20 protein-coding genes are annotated in these 22,894 nt (G+C 71.5%); 12 read left to right on the top strand and 8 right to left on the bottom strand.

Going from position 1 to position 22,894, the window contains the following annotated elements; genetic code table 11:
- Nucleotides 1–193: 193 nt before the first annotated feature.
- Nucleotides 194–1,270 (bottom strand): hypothetical protein, encoded by a 1,077-nt coding sequence (locus ACFO3J_RS09535; protein WP_386428051.1) that lies wholly within the window; start codon nucleotides 1,268–1,270, stop codon nucleotides 194–196.
- A gap of 217 nt (nucleotides 1,271–1,487) precedes the next feature.
- On the opposite strand from ACFO3J_RS09535, the gene ACFO3J_RS09530 reads away from it, so the two are divergent.
- The 7 genes from ACFO3J_RS09530 (at nucleotide 1,488) to ACFO3J_RS09500 (ending at nucleotide 9,412) form a co-directional block, all read left to right on the top strand.
- Nucleotides 1,488–2,936 carry a DUF4331 domain-containing protein gene (locus tag ACFO3J_RS09530; RefSeq protein ID WP_386428049.1) on the top strand — a complete coding sequence of 483 codons (1,449 nt, stop codon included), beginning with the start codon at nucleotides 1,488–1,490 and terminating at the stop codon, nucleotides 2,934–2,936.
- 124 nt (nucleotides 2,937–3,060) lie between these two features.
- Complete coding sequence (locus tag ACFO3J_RS09525) at nucleotides 3,061–4,380, top strand: tetratricopeptide repeat protein (protein ID WP_386428048.1); 1,320 nt, start codon at nucleotides 3,061–3,063, stop codon at nucleotides 4,378–4,380.
- Nucleotides 4,380–6,074 carry a HoxN/HupN/NixA family nickel/cobalt transporter gene (locus ACFO3J_RS09520; RefSeq protein WP_386428046.1) on the top strand — a complete coding sequence of 565 codons (1,695 nt, stop codon included), beginning with the start codon at nucleotides 4,380–4,382 and terminating at the stop codon, nucleotides 6,072–6,074. Before ACFO3J_RS09525 ends, ACFO3J_RS09520 begins: the two co-directional genes overlap by 1 nt.
- A 30-nt stretch (nucleotides 6,075–6,104) precedes the next feature.
- Nucleotides 6,105–6,428: a hypothetical protein gene (locus tag ACFO3J_RS09515; protein ID WP_386428045.1), complete on the top strand. Its 324-nt coding sequence runs from the start codon at nucleotides 6,105–6,107 to the stop codon at nucleotides 6,426–6,428.
- Nucleotides 6,429–6,556: 128 nt separating this feature from the next.
- Complete coding sequence (locus ACFO3J_RS09510; protein WP_386428043.1) at nucleotides 6,557–7,420, top strand: helix-turn-helix domain-containing protein; 864 nt, start codon at nucleotides 6,557–6,559, stop codon at nucleotides 7,418–7,420.
- Nucleotides 7,417–7,662: a DUF397 domain-containing protein gene (locus tag ACFO3J_RS09505; RefSeq protein ID WP_386428042.1), complete on the top strand. Its 246-nt coding sequence runs from the start codon at nucleotides 7,417–7,419 to the stop codon at nucleotides 7,660–7,662. The genes ACFO3J_RS09510 and ACFO3J_RS09505 overlap by 4 nt, the downstream gene beginning before the upstream one ends.
- A 196-nt stretch (nucleotides 7,663–7,858) precedes the next feature.
- On the top strand, nucleotides 7,859–9,412 hold the full coding sequence (locus tag ACFO3J_RS09500) for a PstS family phosphate ABC transporter substrate-binding protein (RefSeq protein WP_386428040.1): 1,554 nt from the start codon (nucleotides 7,859–7,861) through the stop codon (nucleotides 9,410–9,412).
- A 102-nt stretch (nucleotides 9,413–9,514) separates the two neighbouring features.
- Here the strand turns inward: ACFO3J_RS09500 and ACFO3J_RS09495 are convergent, their stop codons facing one another.
- From ACFO3J_RS09495 to ACFO3J_RS09485, 3 genes are all read right to left on the bottom strand, one after another.
- Nucleotides 9,515–11,029, bottom strand: coding sequence for an MFS transporter (locus ACFO3J_RS09495; RefSeq protein WP_386428039.1), 1,515 nt, complete (start codon nucleotides 11,027–11,029; stop codon nucleotides 9,515–9,517).
- 162 nt (nucleotides 11,030–11,191) lie between these two features.
- Nucleotides 11,192–11,836, bottom strand: coding sequence for a TetR/AcrR family transcriptional regulator (locus ACFO3J_RS09490; RefSeq protein ID WP_386428038.1), 645 nt, complete (start codon nucleotides 11,834–11,836; stop codon nucleotides 11,192–11,194).
- Nucleotides 11,837–12,012: 176 nt separating this feature from the next.
- Nucleotides 12,013–12,987 (bottom strand): magnesium transporter CorA family protein, encoded by a 975-nt coding sequence (locus tag ACFO3J_RS09485; RefSeq protein ID WP_386428036.1) that lies wholly within the window; start codon nucleotides 12,985–12,987, stop codon nucleotides 12,013–12,015.
- 185 nt (nucleotides 12,988–13,172) lie between these two features.
- On the opposite strand from ACFO3J_RS09485, the gene ACFO3J_RS09480 reads away from it, so the two are divergent.
- From ACFO3J_RS09480 to ACFO3J_RS09470, 3 genes are read left to right on the top strand one after another with little or no spacing between them, the layout of a single operon-like run.
- A complete protein-coding gene (locus ACFO3J_RS09480) occupies nucleotides 13,173–14,387 on the top strand; it encodes an ABC transporter ATP-binding protein (protein ID WP_386428034.1) in 1,215 nt (404 codons plus the stop codon).
- The gene (locus ACFO3J_RS09475) at nucleotides 14,384–15,103 is read left to right on the top strand and encodes an ABC transporter permease (RefSeq protein ID WP_386428032.1); all 720 of its coding nucleotides are present in this window, start codon (nucleotides 14,384–14,386) and stop codon (nucleotides 15,101–15,103) included. The genes ACFO3J_RS09480 and ACFO3J_RS09475 overlap by 4 nt, the downstream gene beginning before the upstream one ends.
- Nucleotides 15,100–15,765: an ABC transporter permease gene (locus ACFO3J_RS09470; protein WP_386428031.1), complete on the top strand. Its 666-nt coding sequence runs from the start codon at nucleotides 15,100–15,102 to the stop codon at nucleotides 15,763–15,765. The genes ACFO3J_RS09475 and ACFO3J_RS09470 overlap by 4 nt, the downstream gene beginning before the upstream one ends.
- A 59-nt stretch (nucleotides 15,766–15,824) precedes the next feature.
- Here ACFO3J_RS09470 and ACFO3J_RS09465 read toward each other — a convergent pair whose 3' ends face one another.
- Genes ACFO3J_RS09465 through ACFO3J_RS09450 form a run of 4 tightly spaced genes read right to left on the bottom strand, consistent with a single transcriptional unit; the run spans nucleotide 15,825 to nucleotide 19,914 of the window.
- Nucleotides 15,825–16,424, bottom strand: coding sequence for a GTP-binding protein (locus tag ACFO3J_RS09465; RefSeq protein WP_386428029.1), 600 nt, complete (start codon nucleotides 16,422–16,424; stop codon nucleotides 15,825–15,827).
- The gene (locus tag ACFO3J_RS09460; RefSeq protein ID WP_386428027.1) at nucleotides 16,411–16,851 is read right to left on the bottom strand and encodes a DUF742 domain-containing protein; all 441 of its coding nucleotides are present in this window, start codon (nucleotides 16,849–16,851) and stop codon (nucleotides 16,411–16,413) included. Before ACFO3J_RS09460 ends, ACFO3J_RS09465 begins: the two co-directional genes overlap by 14 nt.
- Nucleotides 16,852–16,885: 34 nt before the next feature.
- On the bottom strand, nucleotides 16,886–17,362 hold the full coding sequence (locus ACFO3J_RS09455; protein ID WP_386428025.1) for a roadblock/LC7 domain-containing protein: 477 nt from the start codon (nucleotides 17,360–17,362) through the stop codon (nucleotides 16,886–16,888).
- A complete protein-coding gene (locus ACFO3J_RS09450) occupies nucleotides 17,359–19,914 on the bottom strand; it encodes a sensor histidine kinase (protein WP_386428023.1) in 2,556 nt (851 codons plus the stop codon). The genes ACFO3J_RS09455 and ACFO3J_RS09450 overlap by 4 nt, the downstream gene beginning before the upstream one ends.
- Nucleotides 19,915–20,291: 377 nt before the next feature.
- On the opposite strand from ACFO3J_RS09450, the gene ACFO3J_RS09445 reads away from it, so the two are divergent.
- Together ACFO3J_RS09445 and ACFO3J_RS09440 are read left to right on the top strand one after the other, a co-directional pair.
- Complete coding sequence (locus ACFO3J_RS09445) at nucleotides 20,292–21,266, top strand: ABC transporter substrate-binding protein (RefSeq protein ID WP_386428022.1); 975 nt, start codon at nucleotides 20,292–20,294, stop codon at nucleotides 21,264–21,266.
- Between the two features lie 27 nt (nucleotides 21,267–21,293).
- Nucleotides 21,294–22,856, top strand: a complete 1,563-nt coding sequence (locus ACFO3J_RS09440) for an aromatic amino acid lyase (protein ID WP_386428021.1) — start codon at nucleotides 21,294–21,296, stop codon at nucleotides 22,854–22,856.
- The last annotated feature ends 38 nt before the right edge of the window (nucleotides 22,857–22,894 follow it).

Genomic DNA, 22,894 nt, shown 5'->3' with positions numbered 1-22,894 from the left:
CTTGTCGGGCCGGGAGAATTTTCCTGAGCTTACCCATTTAATGCACCGGCCACCCCTGCCGCCCGGCCGCCCGCCTCGGAACTCCGGATTCTCGCGCGCGGAATAGCGCGGTACGGGAAATCGCGTGCCGTCGGGTGAGCGCGGCGACAAGATTTACGCCCGGAAGGGCCGACCGGCCGACATACCGACGGTGTCAGGCGTGGAGGTCGGTGATCGGCAGATGGAACCCGACCCGCGCGCAGCAGGTCCGCCAGCGCTCCTGCGCGGCCTCGAAGGACAGCGCGTCGTCGCCGAGCGCGAAGACGGCCCCCCGCGGGTGGCCGGCCAGCCTGCGGCGGAGCGCCCGCACCACGGCGCGGTCGGTCACCCGGGCGGTGTCGGAGCCGATCGCCACGAAGGCGGTGCGGTGGCCGCAGTACACCTGCCCGTAGTCGACTCCCAGCAGCCGCTCGACCGGGACGCCGCTCGCGTGCGAGAGCCGGAAGAGCAGCCAGTCGGGTTCGTCGGTGCGCGGTATCGAGGCGAGCACCCGCTCGATGTCGGTCCTGCGGCCGCGGCGCCGGAGCCGGCGCCCCAGGCCGACGCCGGCCGTCGCCACGGCGCCGCTCGAGATCCCCAGGCCGGGGGCGCTCCTCAGCAGCCAATGCCAGATCTGCGACCAGGTCGAGGACCAGGTGCGGTGGACTGTCACGGTGACCTCGACAGGTATCGCCGCGTCGAGGACCTCGTCCGTGTTCAACCGGTAGACCACCGCGGAGATCCTGATGTGCCCGGTGCCCGGCCGATCCGCCCTCACCACGAACGACCAGACCGCCGAGCTCCCGGTTCCCACCACCGGCTGCCGTTCACGGGAGATCTCCTCGCACCCGAGCCCCGTACAGGACGCGGTCACACCGAGGTCGCCGCCGGTGGGGATGTTCTGGTCCGAGGCCACCTCGCCGGCGCGGACCCGGACCCGCGGCGCGTCCCGGTCGGAGGAGAGCGGCGGCTTCCTGCCGAGGTCGGTCACCGTGACCAGGAAGTCGGCTTCCGCTCCGGCGTCGAGGCGGCGCAGATCGGTGTGGACCAGGAGGCCCTTGTCGAGCGACCGCTGGTCCTGACGGATCGCCAGCGCGTAGGCCGCCTGGCCCACCAGGGCCGCGGGTGAGGTGGTCCCCCCGGGCGAAGGATCCCCGCTGCTGCCGGACGGACCGACCGACTCGCAGGCGGCTGCCATTCCTATGAGCAGGACCGACAGCCACAGCGCCGCGACCCCCCGGCCAAGGCGCATCCGCAGCCGCTCTCCCCATGCCCCGCGCGGTGCAGAACCCCCGTACCGGCTTTCGAGCGCGCTCAGCCTACCGGGTGACTTCCCGTCAGCAATCGCCGCCGGCTCTACCCGTCCGGGTGAAGTACCGGCTCCGGACCCTTCCTTGTGTCCGGAAGGCACGAAGGGGTTCCCGGGGCAGCGATTCGAAGCCCCTTCTCTCCCCACAGGAAGACCCTTCATGACGACACGCAGAACACTGGCGGCGGTCGGCCGGTGGAAGTCGGCCACGCTGCTGCTGGCGCTCGGCACGGCAGTGGCCGGGGCCGCGCTCGCAGGACCGGGGACGGGCGTCAGCCAGGCGTCCAGCCACCGGGAAGCGCCGCTCATCGCGGCCGACCCGCAGGTCGACAACACCGACCTGTACGCCTTCTCCAGCCCGGACAAGTCCGACACCGTGACCCTGGTCGCGAACTGGTACCCGTTCCAGGAGCCCAACGGCGGGCCGAACTTCTACCCGTTCGCCACCGACGCGCACTACGACATCAACATCGACAGCCAGGGCACCGGAAAGCCGGACCTGACCTACCGGTGGACGTTCCGCAACGAGGACCGGCGCGGCGACAGGACGTTCCTGTACAACAACGGGGTCGTCAAGAACCTCACCGACAAGACGCTGCTGTTCCGCCAGCACTACACGCTCCAGGAACTCCGGGCGGGCCGCAAGCCCGTCACCCTGGTCAAGGACGCCATCGCCGCACCGTCGAACGTCGGCAAGGCGTCCATGCCCGACTACACCCGGCTGCGCGGCGAGGCGACGAGGCTGCTGCCCGGCGGGAGCGGCCGGACCGTGGCGACCCAGGCAGCCGACCCGTTCTTCCTGGACCTGCGGGTCTTCGACCTGCTCTACGGCGGCAACCTGTCGGAGACCGGTCACAACACCCTCAACGGCTACAACGTCAACACCCTGGCCATCCAGGTGCCCAAGTCGAAACTCGCCTACAAGGGGAACGCCAACCGCAACCCGGTGATCGGCGTGTGGAGTTCGACCGAGCGTCGCACGATGAAGCTCAGCCCCGGCAAGCAGACCGCCACCGGCCCGTACGTGCAGGTGTCCCGGCTGGGGAACCCGCTGGTCAATGAGGCAGTCGTGCCGGCCGGCCTGAAGAACGCCTTCAACGCGCTGCCGCCGTCGCAGGACCACAAGCAGCCCAAGGTGGTCGCCAAGGTACTCGACCCCGAGCTGCCCAAGCTCATCAAGGCGATCTACGGCATCCCGGCGCCCAAGACCCCCCGCCGCGACCTCCAGGAGATCTTCCTGACGGGCATCGCGAAGGCGGCTGGCGGCCCGCTGGCGGTGGACCTCAACTCGCAGCTGCTCAACAAGGACATCAACCGGAAGCGGTTCGTCCCGGCCGAGGAACTGCGGCTGAACATGTCCACCCCGGTGACCGCCAAACCGGACCGCCTCGGCGTCCTCAACGGCGACTTCCAGGGATTCCCCAACGGGCGCCGACTCGGTGACGACGTCGTGGACATCGCCATCCAGGCCCTCGAAGGCGCCACGCCCGGCCACCTCGTCCAGGCGCTCGCCGCCGGTGACGGCGTCAACGGACCCGGCAGGCCGTTCGCGGGCACCTTCCCGTACATCGCGCTGCCGTTCACCAACGCCGTGAACCAGGCCGGCTGACCACCGGCCGGAAGACGTCCCGGTGCGGGCCCGAATCCATCGGTCCGCACCGGGGCCCACTCCCCCGCCGCCACCCCGCCAGGACAACACCGTTGCGACATTTCGAAGCTAGGAAACGACGCCGATGCGCCGCCTCGCACTGATCGCCACCGCCGCCGCGCTGTGCGGCGCACTGATCGGCTACGCCGTCCTGGAACGCACCGGGGAAACGGCTCCCTCCCTCGCGCCGGTCGCCGCCCCGGCTCCGGACCCCGGCGCGGCAGCCGCGCCCCTCGGCAACGACGCCGTGGTCGGCAAGCTGCAAGCGAGGCTGCGCCGGTCACCGTCGGACGCGAGCTCATGGGCCCAGTTGGGCTCCGCCTACGTGGAGCAGGCCCGGCTCCACGTCGACCCGACGCTCTACCCCAAGTCCGAGCAGGCGCTGCGGCGCTCCCTGGCCCTTCAGCCGGCGGCCAACACCGCCGCGCAGACCGGCATGGCGGGTCTGGCCAACGCCCGGCACCGGTTCGCCGAGGCCCGGAGCTGGGCGCGGCGGGCGGTCGCCGCCGATCCGTACGCCTGGGCCGCCTACGGGGCTCTCAATGACGCCCTGACCCAACTGGGCGACGACCGGGGCGCGCAGGACGCCGTCCAGCACATGCTCGACCTGCACCCCTCCACCGCGTCCTTCACCCGCGCCTCCTACACCCTGGAACTCCACGGCCGGACCGGCGAGGCGGCCAAGGCGCTGCGGTACGCGCTCCAGGACGCGAGCAGTCCGGCCGACGAGGCGTTCTGCCAGCACTACCTGGGTGAACTCGCCTTCAACACCGGCGCCACCGCGCAGGCCCTGGCCCACTACCGCGCGGCGCTGGCCCTCGATCCGACCTACACCGCGTCCGTGGCCGGCGCCGCCCGCGCGGAGGCGGCCCTCGGCCGTACGGACGAGGCGGTCGCCGACTACCGCACGGCCATCGCCCGGGTGCCCCAGCCGCAGTACGTGCTGGAGTTCGGCGAGCTGCTCCAGTCCCTCGGCCGGCGGAAGGAGGCCCGCGCCCAGTACGCCGTGCTCGAAGCCGAGCAGCGGCTCTTCGCCGCCAACGGCGTCGTCGACGACCTCAACCTCGGTCAGTACCAGGCCGACCACGGCGATCCGAAGCTCGCCGTCACCCTGCTGACCGCCGAATGGAACCGGCGCCACAGCGTCCTGGTCGCCGACGCGCTGAGCTGGGCCCTGCACCGGGCCGGCCGCGACACCGAGGCGCTGCCGCTGGCCCGCGAGGCCAACCGGCTGGGCTGGCGTGACGCCCTGCTGCGCTACCACCGGGGCGTCATCGAGCAGTCCCTCGGCGACCGGACGACCGCCCGCACCGATCTGGCGGGGGCGCTGTCCGCCAACCCCGTCTTCTCCCCCGTGTTCGCCCCCGACGCGCGCGCCCGCCTGGCCGCCCTGCGAGGACAGTGATGACCCCGCCCGCCCCGTCCGCGATGTCGGGCCGCGCCCGCGTTCGCGCCGCCCTGCTGCTCATCGCCGTCCCCGCCCTGTTGATGCTGGCGGCGCCCGCCGCCGGCGCCCACCCGCTCGGCAATTTCACCGTCAACCGCTACGACGGCCTGACGGTCCGTCACGACCGCGTCGACGACCTGGCCGTGGTGGACACCGCGGAGATCCCCACGCTCCAGGCCGGACCGGCCATGGACACCGACCACGACGGCCGCCTGAGCCCCGCCGAAGCCGCCGCCCACGCGCGTACGGCATGCGCCGTGCTGGCCGGTGGCATCAGCGCCACCGCGTCGCCCGACCGCACCGGGACCGCCCGGCCGCGCGCCGTGCGCTTCCGTCCGGTCACCAGCGCCTTCCGGCTGGTGCCCGGGCAGGCGGGCCTGGACACCGGGCGGCTCGAATGCCGGCTGACCGCCGCGGCCGACCTCGGCGAGGACGGAACACTGCGGCTGACCAGCGGGGTGGACCAGACCCGGATCGGCTGGCACGAGATCACCGCGCGCGGCGACGGCGTACGGATCGGGTCGTCCGACGTGCCGGCCGTCTCGGTGTCCGACGCGCTGCGCCGATATCCCGCCGACCTGCTGTCCAGTCCCCTGGACGTCCGCACCGCCCGGCTCACGCTGGGCGCGGGCCCCGGCTCCGCCACCGCCACCGCACCGTCCGCCGGATGGCCCGCCGACTGGTACGCCGCGCTCGACCGGCACCTGGGCGCCCTCACCGACCGGCACCGGCTCACCTTTCCGGTGGGCCTGCTGGCCGTCCTGATGGCCATCGTGCTGGGAGCCGGTCACGCGGCCCTGCCCGGCCACGGCAAGACGATCATGGCCGCGTATCTGGCCGGCCGCCGAGGCCGGCCACGCGACGCGGTCACCGTCGCCACCACGGTGACCCTCACCCACACCGCCTCCGTGCTGGTGCTCGGCATCGCGCTCAGCGTGTCCTCCGCGCTCGTCGGCGAGGACGTACTGGCGTGGCTCGGCACCGCGAGCGGCCTGGTGATCGCCGCCGCCGGAGTGTGGCTGCTGCCGAACGCCCTGCGCGGGCTGCGTACGGTCGCGGCGGGCGTGGCAGCGAGCCCGGCCGGGCACCACCACGGGCACGGACATGATCACCACCACCCGCCGGTAAGGACGGGGTCCGGGGTACGGCCGCAACCCGCCGCAGCGGCGAAAGACGGGAGCGCGGTGGCCGTGGGCATCGCCCTGGCCGAGCCCGAGCACCGTCACGGGCAAGAGCACGAGCACGAGCACAGCCACCAGCACGGCCACGACCACCGGCACGGGCTGTTCGACCGGCACCATCACCACCACGGCACCGGGGACAGCGGCCGGCGCAAGAGCGGTCTGATCGGCATCGGGGTGGCGGGCGGCCTGGTCCCCAGTCCCTCGGCCCTGGTCGTTCTGCTCGGGTCGATCGCCCTGGGACGTACCGCTTTCGGCGTGACGCTCGTCGTCTGCTACGGCCTGGGCATGGCCGCCACCCTCGCGGCCGCCGGTCTGCTGCTCCTGACCTTGCGGGACCGCGTCCCCGCCCTGAACGGCGGCCGGGTGAACCGGCTGACCGCGTGGGGCGCCCGGTTCGTCCCGTTGGGCACCGCCGTGCTCATCCTGGCCGTCGGGCTGGGAACAGCCGTGCGGGCCCTGCCCCGGTAGCCGGCATCCACCCCCAGAGGAGACATCCCCATGCACCCGGTCGTCCGCCCCCGCCGCGCCCTCGCACTCGCCGCCACCGCACTGGCCCTCGCCGCCTGCGCCGCCTCCGGCCCCCGCACCGGCGCCCTCGACACCACGGCGGACCGCGGCATGTCCCACTGCCGAGGCCACCAGAGCGTCCTGCCCGACCACGACTACACAGCGGGGAAGGGCGGCCAGACCCTCGCTGTCCTCAAGATGCTGAAGTACTACACCGCGAAGGGCGCGCTCCCCTTCTGCGACGGCAGGCCTCCCACCCGCCAGGACACGGCCTGGGCCCGCCTCTACGCGGACCTCACCCGCCCCCGGCTCTGACGGAGCGTCAGCCGCGTACGCTGCGCGATCGTACGCGTACGGTGAGTGGACAGTACGCGTCACCAATGGCCAGCATGAATCGTTTGACGATCATACGGGCGGGGCGGGTACGTGGGAGGTGGCCGGAGATGGCCGACGGAACGTTCGGGGCGAGTGGTACGGGTACGGGAGGAACCGGCAGCAGCGAGCCGGAGTCGTCGGACAGTCTGCGGACGTTCGGCGCGGTCGTCCAGGCCTTGCGGGAGCACGCGGGCCTGAGCCGCGAGGAGTTCGCGGCACAGGTGGGCTACTCGAAGCACACGGTGGCCTCGATCGAGGTGGGCCGCCGCATGCCGGACGACGACTTCGTGGAGCGCGCGGAGGTGGTCCTGGGCAACACGGGCGCGTTGCGCAAGGCGTCGAAGCACATCGCGCGGCAGCCGGGGCTGGCGGTGTGGTTCCGGCGTTGGGCACGGCTGGAGTTGACGGCGATCACGCTGTGCACGTACGAATGCCGGGTCGTCCCGGGGTTGTTGCAGACAGAGGGGTACACGCGGACGCTGTTCGAGCAGCGTCTCCCACCGTTGAGCGACGAGGACATCGAGGCCCAGTTGGCGGCTCGCTTCGAGCGGCAACGACTGCTGACGGAGCGCCCGCACACCGCTTTCAGCTTCGTGCTGGACGAGCACCTGTTCATGCGTCCGACGGGCGGGGCAGATGTCAGGCGCGGGCTCATCGACCACATCCTGGAGGTCACCGAGCGACGGAACACCGAGGTGCAACTGCTGCCGCTGGCAAGGGGGGTCCATCCCGGGCTGAACGGACCTATCCAGTTGCTGGAGACCCCGGAGAACCGCTGGTTCGGCTACTCCGAGGGGCAGGAGAGCGGCCAGTTCGTATCCGACACCAAGACGATCAGCGTGCTCCAGCAGCGGTATGCGAAACTGCGCTCGCAGGCCCTCACCCCCGAGGACTCCATGAGCCTGTTGCGTCGACTGCGAGGAGAGCTATGAACACCAGCGAACTGGCTTGGTTCAAAAGCAGCTACAGCAGCGGCAGTTCCGGCGACTGCGTCGAGGTCGCCCTCTCCTGGCGCAAGTCCAGCCACAGCAGCGGCGATTCCGGCGACTGCGTCGAGGTGGCGGCCTGCCCCGACACCGTTCATGTCCGGGACTCCAAGGACAAGGAAGGCCCGCAGCTCGCCTTCTCCCCCGACGCCTGGGCCGGCTTCCTCGCCTACGCGCGCCAGCTCTGACCCACCCACCCCCGCGCCCCGCCCCGGACCCCCGTCCGTGGCGGGGCGCGGTCGTGCGTCCGCTCCGGACGCCCCTGCGGCGAATGAGAGGCGAACGGTCGGCGAACAGAGCCGGGAGCCGGTCACCGCTCGCGTCGAGCGCTCGTACGGTGTCGTGAATCGCCGCAGGGGGCGGACAAGAACAGCGGAACAAGAGGTGAGTCCGATCAGCCCGGACAGCATCGTGGCCATCGTCACCTCACTGATCGCGCTGGGGATCACGCCGTTCGTCAACTTCGTGTTCTGGCTGCGGGGCCGGGGCGGGCGGCGGATCGGCTACCGCGTCCAGCTCGACACACCCGTGGGCGGTGACAACGGCCAGGCGGAGCAGCAGAACGTCCGGCTCGGCCTGTTCGGGGACCTGTCCGAGCTGTCGCACGACGCGACCGTCGTCCTGCTCCGGATCGAGAACGACGGACGGGAGACCGTCGCCGAGAGCGACTACACCAGCCCCGATCCGTCCCACGGCCTGACCGTGGTCTTCACCGATCGCGTCGTGCGGGGCGTCTCGGTCACGCAGCTCAGCGACGAGCACCTGATCGACCACTTCACCCGGCCGGGCGCCGTCGCGCACCACGGCAACCAGATCCACCTTCCGCGTGTCCCGCTCGACCGGGGCCAGCACTACAAGCTGTTCGTCCTGCTCACCGGCGGGCCGGCGGCCTCGCCGGTACGGATCACCGGTGGATTGCGGGAGGGGCGGGTGTACGCCAACCGGGCCAGGCCGGTGGACGACACCTCGCCCGCGATCAGCGGCACCGCGTACGGGATCATCGGGACGTTCTGCGCCGCGCTCCTGGTGCTCGGCGGGCTCGTCGTCCATCTCGACGCCCGGCACACGGATCCGATGGGCTGCGCCACCGGGGGTCTCACCGTCGCCGGCTCCACCGCCTTCCAGCCCGCCGCGACCGACCTCGCCGCGCGGTACGAAAAGGAGTGCCCGGGCTCGCGCATCACCGTGGACGCGAACGGCAGCGACGTGGACATCGCCGCGCTGATCGGCCAGGGCGACCGCGCGAAGGACTCCTCGCCGCCGGTGATCGTGTTCTCCGACGGGCCCGCGCAGAACGTGTCCCCGCGTCTGTCCGGGCAGAAGGTCGCCGTGACCGCGTTCGCCATGGTGGTGAACAGCCGGCTGCCGGTGGAGGACCTCTCGCTCGCCGCGCTCCGCAGCGCCTACGCGAACGATGCCCCGGTCCTGGCCTGGCGCGGGCTGGGGGTCGATTCCGGGCTGCCGATCCGGCTGATCAGCCGCAAGGACGGGTCCGGCACCCGGAAGCTCTTCGAGCGGCTGATCCTCGGCCGGCACACCGAGCCCGGCCGTACCTCCGGGGACTGCGTCAGCCTGCTCTACCCGACCGACGTCCGGCCCATCCGCTGCGAACTCGACCGGACGCAGGACGTACTGGACAAGGTCGGCACGACCCCCGGCGGCCTCGGCTACGCGGAATTGCAGGCCGCCCAGCACGCCAAGGGGGTACGCGTCCTGAAGATCGGCGGCGAAGCACCGTCGCCGCAGGCGATCAACGACGGCACGTATCCGTTCGCCGAGATCGAGTACGCCTACACCTACGACCGCCCGGCGGGCGGCTCCCTCGCCGAGAGCTTCCTGAACTTCGCCGTCAACGGGGACGGCAAGGCGGTGCTGGAGTACGACAACCATCTGCCGTGCCAGTCGCCGGCCGGCTACAAGCGGTGCGGCGGCACCTGAGCCGGCCGGTGGCCCCGCCCGGAGACGGATCCGCCCCGGTCACCACCGCGATGCGGCGGGCCGGGGCAGATCCGTTCCTGGGAGGTGGCGCGAGCGCCGGTGTCAGTGCATGACCACCGGGACCTGGGTCTCCTCCTCGGCGCCGTCCGCGCTCGATCCGACCAGGGTCGAACCGGGACGGCCGACGTTGATGGCCGTCAGGGCGATCAGCGCGGCGAGGGCTTCGATGCCGACCGCCCACCAGATGGCGTGGGTGTAGCCGTGCACCAGTGCCTGCGACTGGAGCAGCTTCGGGCCGCCCGCGCCCGCCACGTGGGCCGCGACGTACGCGGTGGTGGCGGAGGCCGCGATGGTGTTCAGCAGCGCCGTACCGATCGCGCCGCCCACCTGCTGCGAGGCGTTGACCATCGCCGAGGCGACGCCCGCGTCACGCGGCTGGATGCCGTGCGTGGCCAGCGACATGGCCGGCATGAAGGCCGTGCCCATACCGAGGCCCAGCAGCACCAGACCCGGCAGGATCACGCCCGGGTAGGAGGAACCGACCTGGAGCCGGGTCAGCAGCAGCATGGCGACGGCCGCGACGGCGAAGCCGGGGCCCATCAGCAGCCGCGGCCGGACCCGGGTGACCAGCCTGGTGCCGATCTGGGTGGAGCCCACCACGAAGGCGGCGACCATGGGGAGGAACGCGAAGCCGGTCTTGATCGCGGAGTACCCCTGCACGACCTGGAGGTAGTAGGTCAGGAAGAGGAAGACGCCGAACAGGCCGATGATGGCCAGACCGAGCGAGGCGTAGACACCGCCGCGGTTGCGTTCGGTGACCACCCGCAGCGGCAGCAGCGGGGCCTTGACCTTGGACTCGACCCAGGCGAACGCGCTCAGCAGGACCGCCGAGGCGACGAACAGGCCGATGGTCGAGGTGGCGGACCAGCCGCTGGTCTCGGCGCGGGTGAAGCCGTACACCAGCGAGACCAGGCCGAGGGTGGACAGGACGACACCGGGGACGTCCAGCGGGGAGCGGTTGCGGCCGCCGGACGGCTCGCGGATCACGAAGTACGCGCCGAGGGCGGCGATGATCGCGAAGGGGATGTTGGCGAAGAAGGTCCAGCGCCAGTTGAGGTATTCGGTCAGGACACCGCCGAGCAGCAGCCCGACCGCACCACCGCCGCCGGCGATCGCGCCGAAGATGCCGAAGGCCTTCGCCCGCTCCTTGGCGTCGGTGAAGGTCACCGCGAGCAGGGAAAGGGCGGCCGGCGCGAGCAGCGCGCCGAAGGCGCCCTGGAGCGCGCGGGAGCCGAGCAGCATCGCCTCGTTGGTGGCGGCGCCGCCGAGCGCGGACGCGAGGGCGAAGCCGGTCAGTCCGACGACAAAGGTGCGCTTGCGGCCCCAGAGGTCGGCGATACGACCGCCGAACAGGAGCAGACCGCCGAAGGCGAGCGCGTAGGCCGTGATGACCCACTGCCGGTTGGCATCGGAAATACCGAGGGAGCGCTGGGCGCTCGGCAGCGCGATATTCACGATCGTGGAGTCGAGCACGACCATCAACTGGGCCAGCGAAATGAACACCAGCGCCTTCCAGCGCCGGGGGTCGGGAAGCCGATTTTCGACCGTTTGTGGCATGGGTGTATCCACCTAAGGGTGTGGAAAGGAGTTAGCGCGCAGGCGTCATCGACACTGCGGGGCACAGGAGGTGGACTCCGGAACCGGATCGAGAACCGGAGTCAGCGTCGGTAAGTCAGTAGGTGGTCACAGGATCGGGTGTGCGGATCGGGTGCGGGGAAATCAGGAACCCAGATTCTCCAGCGTCGTGGAGGCACCGGGAAGTTCGGAAGGGGCGGCCGATCGCAGGCCGTCGAGGAACAGCTGGAGATGCCGGTGGGCGACTCCGTCGGTGTCCAGGCACCCCATCCCCGGCAGCGGCCGGGTGAGCTGGGACAGCGCCACCACCAGATCGCCGACGGTGACATCGGTGCGCAGTTGGCCGGCCCGCCGTGCCTTCTCCATCAGCCCTTCGACGGCGCTTTCCAGGCGCTCACCATGGGCTTTGACGATCGGATCGTGCTGGTCGACCCCGCCGACGAGCATCCCGCACAGGGCTCCGACCCGCTCGTCGACCGCCGCGTGCGCGAAGCGGCGCAGCGCGGTGAACGGATCGGGCTCCAGGGCGGCGAACGCCTCCGCGTGATCCGCGGTGCGGATCATGACGGACAGCAGCACCTCGTGGATCAGCGCGCTCCGGTCGGCGAAGTTCCGGTAGAGCGTGGCATTGCCCACTCCCGCCCGACGGGCGATCTCATCGAGCGGCGCTTCCGGACCGAATTCCACGAATATCTCGCGGGCCGCGGTCACGATCAGCTCCCGGTTGCGCAGAGCGTCCGCCCGTGTACGGGGACCGCGGCGCGTGGGATTCTCGGCAACGGTGGTCACGACAGACTCTCCTTCCAGCAGCGGGGACCTTGCGGTTCACATGGTGTTCATAATCGGGGATCGACTCCCCGGTTTTCGGCCACGTGAGTGCAAACGGGGAACCAGTCACCGGTTATTTCATCTCCTCGATGTGACCTGGGGCACATCGAGGAGATACCGGGGAATGCCGGCCGGGATCAGAGCCAGTCCTTGCGTTTGAAGACGACGTACAGCCCCGTCGACAGGGCGACGATGGCGCCGCTGGAGGTGGCGAATCCCCACTCGCGCGAGAAGCCGGGATAGGGGATGTTCTGGCCGTAGAAGCCGGTGATCGCGGTGGGCACGGCGATGATCGCGGCCCAGCTGGTGACCTTCTTCATGATCAGGTTCGCCCGGTTGGACTGGGCCGACATGTTCGTCTCCATCGCCGAGGCCAGCATGTCCCGTACGGATTCGGTCCGCGCGCTGGCGGCCACCGCGTGGTCGTAGACGTCCTGGAAGTAGGGCGCGAGCGGCTCGGTGATCACATGCAGCCCCGGCCGCATGGCGGTGTTCACCACCTCGCGCATCGGGAGGATCACCCGCCGCAGCCGGACCAGGGCCCTGCGCAGCACGTACAGCCGGCGGTGGGCGGTCCTGATCTGCTGCGGCTCGTCCTCGAAGAGCAGGTCCTCCAGCTCGTCCACCAGATCGTCCAGCTGCTGCACGGCGGCGTAGTGGCTGTCCACCACGTGGTCCAGCAGGCCGTACAGCAGGAAGCCCACCCCCTGTCCGGCCAGCTCCGCGCTCCCGTCCCAGCGGGCGACGACCTCCTCGATGGGGAAGGAGTCGTCGTTGCGGACGGTGATCAGCGCCTGGCGGGTGAGGAAGACGGCGACTTCGCAGACGGACACCCGTGAGCCGTCCTGGGCCAGGTCGACGGCGTAGGCGTTGAGGTAGGCGTGGTCCGGGAACTGGTCGAGTTTCGGCCGCTCACCGCGGTGCGACGCGCTGTCCATGGCGAGCTCGTGGAAGCCGAACTCCCGGGCCACCGTGCTGAAGTCGTCCGGCGCCGGATGGGGCAGATCCAGCCACACCACGGACGACGGGTCGGCGAGGTGGTCGGAGATGTCGTCGGTGGGGAAGTCCTCCAGGACCAGGGTGCCGCTGCGGTACAACCGATTGCGCGCCATGTCCAGAGCGTAACCAGCGGGGGCTGTCCGGCCGGTGACCGTCGGCGCCGACACTCATGGGGCCCGGACGGCGTGCGCGATGACAGGCCGCGACGACCTCGGTCTAAACTTCCTCCGCAACGGCTTGTACGACGACGTACGAAGACAAGCCGACTCATGCCCAATCCCGAAGGGTATTCGGCACCTTGATACGTATGGAGTCAGTTACCAAGCGGTACCCTGACGGCACCAAGGCGGTCGACCGCCTGTCGCTGGAGATACCGGACGGCTCGATCACCGTCCTGGTCGGACCGTCAGGCTGTGGGAAGACCACGACGCTGCGGATGATCAACCGGATGGTCGAACTGAGCGAGGGCAGGATCCTGCTCGACGGCGCGGACATCCGCGACCAGCCGGTCAACGCGCTGCGCCGGTCGATGGGTTATGTCATCCAGAACGCGGGGCTGTTCCAGCACCGCACCATCCTGGACAACATCGCCACCGTGCCCCGCATGCTCGGCTGGGACCGGAGCCGGGCGCGCAAGCGGGCGACGGATCTGATGGAGCGGGTCGGTCTGGACGCCTCGCTGGCGTCCCGCTACCCCTACCAGCTCTCCGGCGGGCAGCAGCAGCGGGTCGGCGTGGCCAGGGCGCTCGCGGCCGATCCGCCGGTGCTGCTGATGGACGAGCCGTTCTCGGCGGTGGACCCGATCGTCCGCAAGGGCCTTCAGACGGAGCTGCTGCGGATCCAGGCCGAGTTGGGCAAGACCATCGTCTTCGTGACGCACGACATCGACGAGGCGATCAGGATCGGGGACATGATCGCGGTCATGCGGACCGGTGGCGAGCTGGTCCAGTTCGCGCCGCCGGACGAACTGCTGTCCGCTCCGGCGGACGCCTTCATCGAGGACTTCCTGGGCAACGACCGGGGCATCCGGCGGCTGTCGTTCTTCACCTCGGCCGGACTGGAGCTGACCACCGCGCCGATCGTCGCGATCGACGCCACCGCCAAGCAGGTCGCCGAGCGGACCACCCCGGACATCCCCTATCTGCTGGTCACCGACACCGACGGCAAGCCGCTCGGCTGGGCGGAACCGAAGGCGCTGACGGCGGGCGGCGGGAGCGTCGACCGCGGCGCGCTGCTGTCCCACGGGCGGCCGTTCGAGTTCGGCAAGGAGTCGCTGCGCGACGCGCTGGACTGCGCGGTGCTCTCCCCCACCGGCTGGGCGGTCGCCGTGGACGCCGCCGGGCGGGTGGTGGGTGTCACCTCGCAGGAGTCGATCGCCGACGCCATCCGCAGCGCGCACGCCGAGCGCGGCGCGCAGACGGCGGCAAACGACGCGAAGACCGCGGGTCCGGCCGGCAGCGGCGCCGCCGCGAGCGCGCCCGGAACCGGCCGCACCGCCCGGGCCGCCCGATGAGCGGCTTCTTCGACATTCCGAGCGATCTCCAGCACTCCTACTTCGGCCTGATCGGCGTCCACCTCAAGGAGGCGCTGCTGCCGGTGCTCGGCGGACTCGTGGTGGCCCTTCCGCTCGGCCAGCTGTGCGTCCGCTTCAAGTGGCTGTATCCGCCGGTGCTGTGGGTGACGACGGTGCTCTACGCGATCCCGTCGCTGGCGTTCTTCGTGGTGCTCATCGACTACACCGGCGCCACCGAGACGACCGTGATGATCCCGCTGGCCGTCTACAGCCTCGTGCTGCTGGTCCCGGCCATCGTGGACGGTGTCCGCTCGGTGCCCGAGGAGACGCTGGCCGCGGCGACCGCGATGGGCTTCGGGCCGGTCCAGCGCTATCTGCAGGTGCAGTTGCCCATCGCGGTACCGGCGATCATCGCGGGGCTGCGGGTCGCGGTGGTGTCCAGCATCAGCCTGGTCAGCGTCGGCGCGCTGATCGGCAACCAGGGCGCGCTGGGCAATCTGCTCGCCGACGCGCAGCTCTACCACCGGACGAATCTCGCGGTGAACTCGGTGGTCACCACCGCGGTGCTCGCCATCGTCCTCGACGGACTGCTGGTGCTGCTGCGCATCGCGCTCACCCCGTGGATGCCGCGCGGCACCCGGGCCAAGGGGCGGGGCCGGTCGGCCGAAGCCCGACCCGAACCCGTGGCAGTCGCCCTGGAGGACGCCGCCCGATGAACGTTCTGCACTTCATCAACGCCTTCTTCAGCGACGGCTCGCACTGGCACGGCTACGACGGCATCCCGCGGCGTCTGCTGGAGCATGTGGAGTACAGCCTGATGGCGCTCGGCATGGCGATGGCCATCGCGCTGCCGATCGGCCTGTACACCGGCCACACCGGGCGGGGCGGCAACACGCTGTCCTTCATCGCCGCCGCGGCCCGCGCGCTGCCCAGCTACGGCCTGCTGGTCCTGACCGCGGTCGTGATCGGGATCGGGCTGGCGCCGGCCATGATCCCGCTGGTCGCCCTGGCCGTACCGCCGATCCTGGTGACGACGTACGAGGCCGTGCGGACGGTCGATCCCGCGCCGGTCGACGCCGCCCGGGGCATGGGCATGCATCCGGCGAAGGTCCTCTTCCAGGTCGAACTGCCGGTCGCGCTCCCCCTGATCCTCAGCGGTCTGCGGTCGGCGGCCATCCAGGTCGTCTCGACGGCGTCCATCGCGGCGTACGTGGGCCTCGGCGGTCTCGGCCGCTTCGTGCTGGACGGCCTCTACCAGCGCAACTACGAGAAGGTGGTGGGCGGCGCCACCCTGATCGCGGGTCTGGCGCTGCTGACCATCGGCGTCTTCTGGCTGATCGGACGGCTCGCGGTGTCGCCCGGGGTGCGCCGGGGCTAGCCCCGGCCGGACGGACGCGCCGGCCGGTCCCCTCCGGGGGGCCGGCCGGCGCGGAGGTGTCAGCCGGCCGTCCGGCTCAGTGCCACTTCCAGCACCACCAGCAGCGCGTCGCGGACCGAGCCGCGCCGGCGGGCGTCGAAGGCGATCACCGGGACCTGGTCGGCCACGTCGAGCGCCCAGCGGACATCGTCCAGCGGGTGCTCGATCCTGCCGTCGAAGGCGTTGACCGCGACGGCGAACGGGATCTGCTTGTGCTCGAAGTAGTCCACCGCGGCGTGGCAGTCGTCCAGCCGCCGGGTGTCGACGATGACGAGCCCGCCGAGCGCTCCCTCGACCAGGTCGTCCCACATGAAGCCGAACCGCTCCTGGCCGGGCGTGCCGAACAGGTAGAGCTTCAGGGCCGAGTCGATGGTGATGCAGCCGAAGTCCATGGCGACCGTGGTGGTCGTCTTGTGCGGGGTGTGGCTGAGGTCGTCCACGCCGGCGGCGACCTCGGTGATGGAGGCCTCGGTGGTGAGCGGGGTGATCTCGGAGATCGACCGGACGGTGGTGGTCTTGCCGACGCCGAACCCGCCGGCGATCACCATCTTGACCGGCAGCGGCGGCCGGGTCACGGTCTGCTGGGCGACTCGGCCGGCCGTCGGTTCAATCGGTGTCACGGAGTGTCCCCCGGGAGTCGGGGATGGCGCGGAGACCATCGATAACCCTTCGCAGTACTGAGGCGTCCTGTGCGGTGCCGCTGGTGGGCAGGTAGACCGCGAGCTCCCCGCTGGACTGGAGGTCCTCGGCGAGGACGCGGACCACGTTGAGATGCAGCCGCAGCCTGGCCGCGGCCTCCGCGAGCGACTGCGGCACCCGGCACAGGGCGACGATGTCGTGCCGTTCGAAGGACAGCAGGTCGAGCGCCTCGATTCCCGCCGCTGTCGTGACCACCTGGGTCTCGACCGGCATCGGCGGTCCGGACCTGGCGCCCGCCACCCGTCCCGCGGTGACCAGGAACGGCCGTACGGCGGGAGCCCGTCCGGCCGAGGCGGCGGGAGCCCCCGGGAAGGGGTCCTCGCCTGGTGGCGTGTCACCGCCCGTCATGGGGATCCCTTCCTCGGCCTCGCCTCCCGACAGGTCATCTGGCCGAAGCGGAGCCGACGCTGTTCTTGAGTTCGAGCACGAGCTGCGGGCTGAGCGCGGCGCCCGCCCGGTTGGCGAAGACGGTCATCTCGTAGGCGATGTTGCCGAGCTTGGCCTCCTTGGAGGTCACCACCCCGAGCACCGCGCCGCTGCCGATCGCGGAGACCAGGACATGGCCGTGCTCCAGATCGATGATCACCTTGTTCAGGCCGCCCAGGCCGTAGTTCCCGGCGGCGCCGGCCGCCAGGCTGGTGATGCCGGAGACGATCGCCGCGAGCCGCTCGGAGTCGGCCGGGTTGCGCAGCTGCGAGACGGCGATCAGCAGTCCGTCGGAGGAGACGGCGATGGCGTCGACGACTCCCGCGGTCTCGGTGGCGAACCGATTCAGCAGCCAGGTGAAGTCGGCTGCGGCGGCTCGCAGATCGGTGGGCACGCTCTGCCCGGCCGAGGCGTCACCTGTCGGCGTTGTCACTGTTCCACTCCTTCCGGGGACCCTGCTTCGTTGATCGTTTTACCATCTGCTGCGGCGGCTTCGCGATTGGCCCGCTCCACCGCGGCTTCGAACTCGTCGATCTCGGAACGCACTTCCTCCGCGTCGACCGGGCGGGACGCCTGCCGCGCCGCGTGCCGTTCGGCGTCGGTGACCGTCGTCTTGAGGGTGGCCCCGCGCACCCGGCGCCGCAGCGGGCTCGCCCCGCCGTCACCGCCGGGCGACATGAGCGGAGCGGGTCCGCCGGCGGCCGGGGCGGGTGGCGCCGGCCGCTCGGCGGCCGGAGCGGGCTCGGGCGTCTGCGGCCGGGCGACGCGCCGGGGCAGCGACGGCACGTCGTCCGCCCGGCGCTGCGCCCCGGGCTGGCCGCCCATGACGGCGGTGCCGGCGGCGGTGGGGCTGGGCTCGGGCCGGGTCCGCGGCGCGGCGGGCGGCAGCGCGCCGCGCGGTTCGGGCAGCGGCACCTTGGCCACCGGGGGCCGTCCGTAGCCGGGCCGGGCGCCGCTGTCCCGTACGGTGTCCTGCTGCCGGTCGTGCTGCCCGTCGGAGGCGGTGAACGGGCTCATCAGGAGCATCAGCGCGGCCGGGATCGTCACCCGGCTGGTGACACCGCCCCCCGGGGTCCGGGTCAGCGTGACGCCGATGCCCCAGCGGCGGGCCAGGCTGCCGACCACGAACAGGCCGAGCACCCTGGTGGGCGCCAGGTCGAGCCGCTCGCGGCGGATCAGCCGGGCGTTCTCCTCGGCCAGGCGTTCCGCGCTCAGGCCCAGGCCGTGGTCGGAGATCTCGATCCGGGCGCCGTCGGAGCCGTTGCGCACCGTCACCTCGACGGGGCTGTGCGCCGGGGAGAACGCCACCGCGTTCTCCAGCAGTTCGGCGAACATCAGCGTCAGGTCCGCGATGATGTCGGGGGCGACCGTGACATTGGTCTCAGCGACCAGTGAGACCCGCTGATAGCCCTCGATCTGCCCCAGCGCCGCGCGGACGACGTTGGTGAGCGCGGTCGGGCTGGCGTCCAGACCGGCCTCCCGGATGCCGGCCAGCAGCATCAGGCTGTCGGCGTTGCGCTGGAGGCGTACCGCGAGGTGGTCGATCCGGTAGAGCCGGTCGAGCAGCGCGGGGTCGGTCTCGCCGCGTTCCAGCGCGTCGATGAGCGCGAGCTGACGGGCCGTCAGGTTGCTGATCCGGCGGCCTACGTTGCCGAACATCTCGGCGACGTTGCGGCGGCTGAGCACCTGGCGTTCGAGCAGCCGGGCAGCGGTGCCCTGGACCCGGTTGAACGCTTCAGCGAGATCACCGAGTTCGTCGCGTGCCGTGACCGGCACCTCGCGCAGCCGCAGCGGGCCGGAGTAGGCCGCGTCGTCGTCGGCCACCCGGGCGAGTTCCTCGTCGGCGACCTCGGCGACCTGGGTCGCGGCCCCGGTCAGCGCCCGCACCGGGCGGATCACCGAGCGGCGCACCGCCACCGAGAAGGCCAGCCACAGCACGAAGGCGAGCAGGGCGCCGCCGAGCAGCCAGGCCGCCCGCCACCACGCGTCGTTCGACGCCCGGTCGGCCCGGGCGGCGATCTGGTCGATCAGATTGGCGGTGATGCTCAGCCGGGACTGCGCCTGCCGCTGGTAGGTCGGGTACTCCCGCAGCGCCGCGACGAAGGCCGACCGCACCTGGGCGGGGGACTTGGCCACCAGCGCGCTGGGGTCGATCTGCAGCCCCGCGTACTGCAGCGAGATGTCGTTCCAGGCCGGGTTCTGCTCGATCCCGGCCAGCTGGGTGACCTGGGACTGGCTGGCGAACCGGCCGAACCTGCTCGCCTGGTAGCTGTACTGCTGGGCGTAGCCGACCGCGCCGACGAACTCGATGAGCGCGTTGGTGTCACCGGTCTGGGCGGAGAAGACGCTGGTCTCCAGCGAGCTGTGCGCGGACTCCGCCCGCAGCAGCGAGTCCAGCAGGCTGCCGGTGACGGTGGCGGCCAGATTCGAGCGCTGGTCGAGGCCGAGGCCGTCGATCAGTTCGTCCACGATCGCGGTGTACGCCGGGTCTATGTTGTCGGCCGGCAGATAGCTCTGCTCGATGGTCGACCGCAGGCTGTCCAGGCCGTTGATCTCCTTGAGCGCCTGCGCCTCGGCGTCCGGCAGGCCGGTGCCGAAGGCCGAGCGGACCTTCTCGACCTGGGCGTCGACGGAGTTCCTGGCCGCGAGGTAGGCCGAGAGCGACGGGCGCTTGCCGCCGACCGCCGACTCGTAGCGCACCGACAGCAGGACCGCCTGCTGGTGCTCGGTCTCCACCCGGTCGATCAGTTCGGCGATCTGCCGGCTGTCGCGGACCAGCCTGGCCGCCGAGGCCGCGTCCTTGGCCTGCCCGGTGAGCCCGCTGATCACGTAGGCCAGCAGCAGGAGCACCACGACCAGCGGCACACCGACCAGGACGTTGAGCTTGCGGCGGAAGGGCCACTTGTCGGCGAAACTCCCGACACCGCCCCGGGTAGGAGCATCGGGAGCCGGCCGCACCGGAGCGACCACCTCGTCCACGGACACCAAGCCTCCTGCGTGACGTCACCGACAACCGGACACAGCCGAGGTGCTCATTGACCGCTTCTGCCTGCTCCCGGCCCGAAATGGCCGGATCCGCTGGACAGTTGTCCGAGCCCCGTGACCAACGTCGGGGAGACTACCTCGTCTTTGCCGCTGTCATCTGACCGGATCATCAAGACTCTGTTACATAACGTGCCGGGTCGCCCTCCCCGGGCCGACTTCGGCCTACGGTTCGACGGTGTCGCGGATCGTGACCAGGCCGCTCTTGACGGAGATCGAACCGGCTGGATTGGATCGCTGGGTAACACCCTTCACGCGTCATGTTCAATACCCGACACCATCCGAACCGTCCGAAACCTCCGAACCCGGAAGCGGAAACCGTGACTTCTCCCGTGATGAGCACCTGGTCCAGCCCGAGACGCAACCGCCTGGCCGGGGTGGCGCTGGCAGCCGTCGCAGCAGCGGCATCGCTGACGAGCTGTTCCTCGTCCTCGTCCTCCTCCGACAGCCCCAAGGACCCGCTGGCCGGGTCCAAGCCCAGCGGCGACACCGTGGTCGTCGGCTCCAACAACTTCGCCGAGAGCATCCTGCTCGGGGACATCTACGGCGAGGCGCTCAAGGCCAAGGGGATCAAGGTCACCTACAAGCCGAACATCGGCAGCCGCGAGACCACCTACGGCCTGCTCAAGAACGGCACGCTGACCGTGCTGCCGGAGTACAACGGCGCCCTGCTGGCCTACCTCGACGCGAAGGCCGCCCCGACCACCCAGGCCGCCACCGACGCCGCGGTCACCGCGAAGCTGGACCCGAAGCTGACCCTGCTGCAGCCGGCTCCCGCGCAGGACAAGGACTCCATCACGGTCAACGCGGCGACCGCCGCGAAGTACCACCTGACCACGGACTCCACCATCGCCGACCTGGCCCCGGCCGGGAAGGACATCACCATCGGCGCCTCGCCGGAGTTCCAGACCCGCCAGCAGGGCCTGGTGGGCCTGAAGTCCGTCTACGGTCTGACGCCCAAGGCGTTCAAGGCCCTCGACGCGGGCGGTCCGCTGACCGAGGCGGCGCTGAAGAACGGCAACATCCAGGCCGGCGACATCTTCACCACGGACACCACCATCACCAAGGAGAAGTTCGTCGTCCTCCAGGACCCGAAGAACCTGTTCGGGTTCGAGAACGTGATCCCGCTGGTCTACAAGTCGGGGCTGTCGCAGGCCGGTGTCGACGCGCTCAACGCGTTGTCCGCCAAGCTCGACACCGCGGCGCTGCTGGACATGGACGCCCAGGTGCAGGGCGAGAGCAAGGACCCGCTGACCGTCGCCAAGGCCTGGCTGACGTCGGTCGGCCTGGCCTGAGCGTCGGCCCCCGGCCGGATCAGTGTGATGGGAACGGCGTCCGAGATCCCGCGGCACCCCACGAAGGCACCCTCGGCGGAGGGGGCCTTCGTGGTGCTGGACGGCGCCGCGCTCGACGCCGACGCGGTGGCCCGGCTCGCCGACCGGCTGGCCGAGCCCACCGTGCCGGCCGAGGCGGCGGCCCGGGCGGAGCGCTCCTGGCACACCGCGCGCCGGCTGGCGGCGGCGGGACGGATGTACGGACGCGACACCGGCGTCGGCGCCAACCGCATGGTCTTCCTCAGCCATGAGGACCAGGCCGGCCAGGACCTGCGGCTGCTGCGCAGCCACGCGGGCGGCGTCGGCGCCCTGCTGCCGGTCCGCCAGATCCGCGCCATGCTGGCGGTGCGGGCCAATCAGGTGCTGGCCGGCGGCTCCGGCCTCCAGCCCGCCGTCGCGCAGGCCCTGGTGGAGGCGCTGCGGCTCGGCGTCCACCCGGCGGTCAACGAGTACGGCGCGGTCGGCACCGGAGACCTGACCGCGCTGGCCCAGGCCGGTCTCACCGTCATAGGGGAGCGGCCCTGGCTGTCCGACGACGCGGCCCCGCGCCCCGCGACGGGCCCGGCCCCGCAGGAGACGGACGCGACCTTCGCCGTACCCGCGCCCGTCGTGCTCGCGCACGGCGACGCGCTCGCCCTGATGAGCAGCAACGCCCTCATCCTCGGCCAGGCGGCGCTGGTCTGCCACGACGTGGACGTCCTGCTGCGCGCCTCGCACGCGGTGGCGGCCCTGTCGCTGGCCGCAGTGTCCGGGTCCCTGGAGGCGTACGCGGCGCCGGTGCACGCGCTGCGGCCGTATCCCGGCGTGGTGCACGCGGCGGCCGAGGTGCGCCGGCTCCTCGGCGCTCCGGAGCGCCCGCGCGCCACCGGGCGCCGGATACAGGACCCGTTCGGCTTCCGTGCCTTCCCGCAGGCGCACGGCCCGGCGCTGGAGGCGGCCGCCGCGCTGCGCCGGATGGTCGCCGTCGAGATCAACTGCCCGTCGGAGAATCCGCTGATCAGCGACGACGGTCCGGACGGCGCCCCAGCCGCTTATCACCACGGCGGTTTCTACGCCGCTCCGCTGGGCCTGGCGCTGGACCAGCTGTGCCTGGCGCTGCTCCAGACCGGCCAGCTCTCGGCGGCGCGGCTGTCCGCCTTCGCGGACCCGGAGGTCACCGGGCTCCGCCCCTTCCTGGCGCAGGGCCCGGCGGGCAGCTCCGGCATGATGATCCTGGAGTACAGCGCCAACTCCGCGCTCGCCGAGGTCCGGTCCTGCGCGATGCCGGCCTCCACCGGCCACACCGTGCTGTCCCGCGGCATGGAGGAGGCCGCCAGCTTCGCCTCCCAGGGCGTGCGCCAGGCCCTGCGCGCGGTGGACGCCTACCGGCTGGTCCTGGCCTGCGAACTCGTCGCGGCGGTGGGCGCGTTGCGCCAGCACCCGGTCCCTCCCCCGGCCGCCCCGGTCTTCGCAGTCCTCGACGCGGGCCTGTCCCCGCTGGCCGAGGACCGCCCCCTGACCGCGGACGTGGCCGCGGCGGCGGATCTGCTGCCGGCGCTGGCGGCGCTGTGAACCCCGGCCCCGGGCGGTACGGGGCGGCCCGGTCGTCC

Origin of the sequence: Streptomyces polygonati, from assembly GCF_042650325.1 — a bacterium.
Lineage (GTDB): Bacteria > Actinomycetota > Actinomycetes > Streptomycetales > Streptomycetaceae > Actinacidiphila > Actinacidiphila polygonati.
Note: the sequence above shows the minus strand (reverse complement) of the source record. Positions and strands in the feature narration are given on the sequence as shown.

What these genes read in the sequence shown, in the direction of transcription:
- ACFO3J_RS09535 (WP_386428051.1), bottom strand. Translation starts at nt 1,270, where the DNA reads ATGCGCCTTGGCCGGGGGGTCGCGGCGCTGTGGCTGTCGGTCCTGCTC.
- ACFO3J_RS09530 (WP_386428049.1), top strand. Translation starts at nt 1,488, where the DNA reads ATGACGACACGCAGAACACTGGCGGCGGTCGGCCGGTGGAAGTCGGCC.
- ACFO3J_RS09525 (WP_386428048.1), top strand. Translation starts at nt 3,061, where the DNA reads ATGCGCCGCCTCGCACTGATCGCCACCGCCGCCGCGCTGTGCGGCGCA.
- ACFO3J_RS09520 (WP_386428046.1), top strand. Translation starts at nt 4,380, where the DNA reads ATGACCCCGCCCGCCCCGTCCGCGATGTCGGGCCGCGCCCGCGTTCGC.
- ACFO3J_RS09515 (WP_386428045.1), top strand. Translation starts at nt 6,105, where the DNA reads ATGCACCCGGTCGTCCGCCCCCGCCGCGCCCTCGCACTCGCCGCCACC.
- ACFO3J_RS09510 (WP_386428043.1), top strand. Translation starts at nt 6,557, where the DNA reads ATGGCCGACGGAACGTTCGGGGCGAGTGGTACGGGTACGGGAGGAACC.
- ACFO3J_RS09505 (WP_386428042.1), top strand. Translation starts at nt 7,417, where the DNA reads ATGAACACCAGCGAACTGGCTTGGTTCAAAAGCAGCTACAGCAGCGGC.
- ACFO3J_RS09495 (WP_386428039.1), bottom strand. Translation starts at nt 11,029, where the DNA reads ATGCCACAAACGGTCGAAAATCGGCTTCCCGACCCCCGGCGCTGGAAG.
- ACFO3J_RS09485 (WP_386428036.1), bottom strand. Translation starts at nt 12,987, where the DNA reads ATGGCGCGCAATCGGTTGTACCGCAGCGGCACCCTGGTCCTGGAGGAC.
- ACFO3J_RS09475 (WP_386428032.1), top strand. Translation starts at nt 14,384, where the DNA reads ATGAGCGGCTTCTTCGACATTCCGAGCGATCTCCAGCACTCCTACTTC.
- ACFO3J_RS09470 (WP_386428031.1), top strand. Translation starts at nt 15,100, where the DNA reads ATGAACGTTCTGCACTTCATCAACGCCTTCTTCAGCGACGGCTCGCAC.
- ACFO3J_RS09460 (WP_386428027.1), bottom strand. Translation starts at nt 16,851, where the DNA reads ATGACGGGCGGTGACACGCCACCAGGCGAGGACCCCTTCCCGGGGGCT.
- ACFO3J_RS09440 (WP_386428021.1), top strand. Translation starts at nt 21,294, where the DNA reads ATGGGAACGGCGTCCGAGATCCCGCGGCACCCCACGAAGGCACCCTCG.